Source organism: Pseudomonas sp. 43(2021), from assembly GCF_017490805.1.
In the GTDB taxonomy this organism is placed as follows: domain Bacteria; phylum Pseudomonadota; class Gammaproteobacteria; order Pseudomonadales; family Pseudomonadaceae; genus Aquipseudomonas.
In genome coordinates this window covers 1-463 of the sequence record NZ_JAFGYJ010000450.1, presented here as the reverse complement: position 1 = coordinate 463, position 463 = coordinate 1, and the positions used below count along the sequence as shown (strand labels likewise).

Sequence of the window (463 nt, the reverse complement as noted above, 5' to 3'; positions counted from 1 at the left end):
GGATGAACGCTACCCGCTGACCGCTGGCGCTTTTGATAATCCTGATTTTGTCGACGTGGTGATTCATTCCTATCGGCATCGCTTCGGCTACGCCCCGGGCGATCCAGCCCTGGAGTGGATGGAAGAAGCGCTGGCCACACAGCCGGTGATCAGCGTGCCGAGCATTTCGCTGTGCGGTGGCGATGATGGCGTCGGCCCGCCTTAGCTGATTGATGAAGATGCCGAGCATTTCAGCGGCTTTTATGGGCGGCGCGTGCTGGCGGGTGTCGGCCACAACATTCCCGAAGAAGCGCCGCAGGAAACCCTCAAGGCGATACTGGATCTGCTGCAACGCTGACCGAAAACCGCTCGCGATAAGCCTGCGGTGTCACGCCAATGGCACGGAGAAAACTGCGCCGCAACGTCTCTTCGCTGCCAAAGCCGCAATTGGCGGCGATGCGTTTCACCGGCAGGCCGGTATCGC

1 protein-coding gene and 1 pseudogene are annotated in these 463 nt (G+C 60.7%); one reads left to right on the top strand and one right to left on the bottom strand.

The genetic code is table 11. From position 1 onward, the window contains the following. A pseudogene (locus J5M71_RS28120) lies at positions 1 to 337 on the top strand (alpha/beta hydrolase); the annotation flags it as partial. Here J5M71_RS28120 and J5M71_RS28115 read toward each other — a convergent pair. Continuing rightward, positions 306 to 463, bottom strand: a 158-nt coding sequence (locus tag J5M71_RS28115) for a helix-turn-helix domain-containing protein (RefSeq protein WP_207838875.1), incomplete at its 5' end; no start/stop codon positions are given. The pseudogene J5M71_RS28120 and the gene J5M71_RS28115 overlap by 32 nt on opposite strands.